Source organism: Ruminococcus sp. CAG:57 (genome assembly GCF_000435935.1).
GTDB classification, from domain to species: domain Bacteria; phylum Bacillota; class Clostridia; order Oscillospirales; family Ruminococcaceae; genus Hominimerdicola; species Hominimerdicola aceti.
Genome location: NZ_FR890760.1, coordinates 1 through 1,141, shown reverse-complemented (window position 1 = coordinate 1,141; position 1,141 = coordinate 1). Strand labels below are relative to the sequence as shown.

Sequence of the window (1,141 nt, the reverse complement as noted above, 5' to 3'; positions counted from 1 at the left end):
TACAATATACTGCTCTAAATTCTTAATGAAGCGTGATTAAGAAAAGATTATCTTTATAATGCCATACATTTTTGCCATTTGTCATCCCCCATTAATCTATCTATAACGTGGCTTAATTCCCAAACTGCGCAGACCTCCAAATTCTTACATTCTTCATAAGTAGATGGAACAATATCACCGTTTGCATAGTAAATGGAATACTCACCAGATATACAATCTCTTATATATGTCGGTGGAGAAGTTACCTCACTTTCAGTCACATATGGTCTTTTTTCAACATACTTCATTAGGGAAACAGAACTATTATAAACCCCCACAATAAAGGCATAATCTTCAGTTTTCGGCAAATCCTTTTCATTCTTACCAATATGCCTATAAAATGCAACATCAGCATATTTGAAAATTCTTCCGAATCCATACTCACCATTTGGAAGCTTAAAAGCTCCGACATTCCCAACTATTCTCCTCATATCAACTCACCAAATTCATCTGTAGCAGATTTCATGTATCGATTCTTTTTCTTGTTATTAGGACTAATAACATTAATTGCGTTGCCTGATGTTCCTCTTTGAGATTTAGCACCACCATTAGAGTCTATCAACTGCTGCTCTCGACCACGGATAGCATCTTTATTGGTACTTGATTTATCAAGCGCCGCTGGTCCAAATCCTTTGTCATTCATATGATGCTTCTTATCTCGCCTTGAAACATTTTCTTTAGGTGTCCCATAGCCACTTGTTCTGCTAGAGTATACTTCTCCAGTTTCAGGATTTGTTTTAGTGTATGTTTGATATGTCTTTTCATTTTTACAACCTTGATTATGAACCCAAACTCCACTTTCACCAATAAAATAAGTATGGAAGTCTTGAACCTCAAGATTATAAACATTTACAGACTTTTCAAGTATTTCATGCTGAACAAACTCAACTGTTACAAGTTCACCATTTGAAAGTACAAGTACATCGCCTGCACGAAGTGAACGTGCTAAAGTCCAACCAAGTTATTGATAGCAATTATTTTTACAATCCTAATTATACTATAAAATCTGTAAAAAATCAATAACCGAATACAGAAAAAGCAGACGTGGCAAAACGTCTGCTCAGCTATTTGGAGCAAGCAACGGGAATCGAACCCGCATCCC

The 1,141-nt window shown here is 35.9% G+C and carries 2 protein-coding genes and 1 pseudogene; all 3 read right to left on the bottom strand.

Features of this window, described 5'->3' with window-relative positions; all coding sequences use genetic code 11:
• Nucleotides 1-53 precede the first annotated feature (53 nt).
• Entirely contained in the window at nucleotides 54-470 is a 417-nt protein-coding gene (locus QVO88_RS08495) for a hypothetical protein (RefSeq protein WP_022288064.1), read from the bottom strand.
• Nucleotides 467-682 (bottom strand): hypothetical protein, encoded by a 216-nt coding sequence (locus QVO88_RS08490; RefSeq protein ID WP_022288063.1) that lies wholly within the window; start codon nucleotides 680-682, stop codon nucleotides 467-469. The genes QVO88_RS08495 and QVO88_RS08490 overlap by 4 nt, the downstream gene beginning before the upstream one ends.
• 144 nt (nucleotides 683-826) lie before the next feature.
• Nucleotides 827-985 (bottom strand): annotated as a pseudogene (locus tag QVO88_RS12365) (polymorphic toxin-type HINT domain-containing protein); the annotation flags it as partial.
• Between the last annotated feature and the right edge of the window lie 156 nt (nucleotides 986-1,141).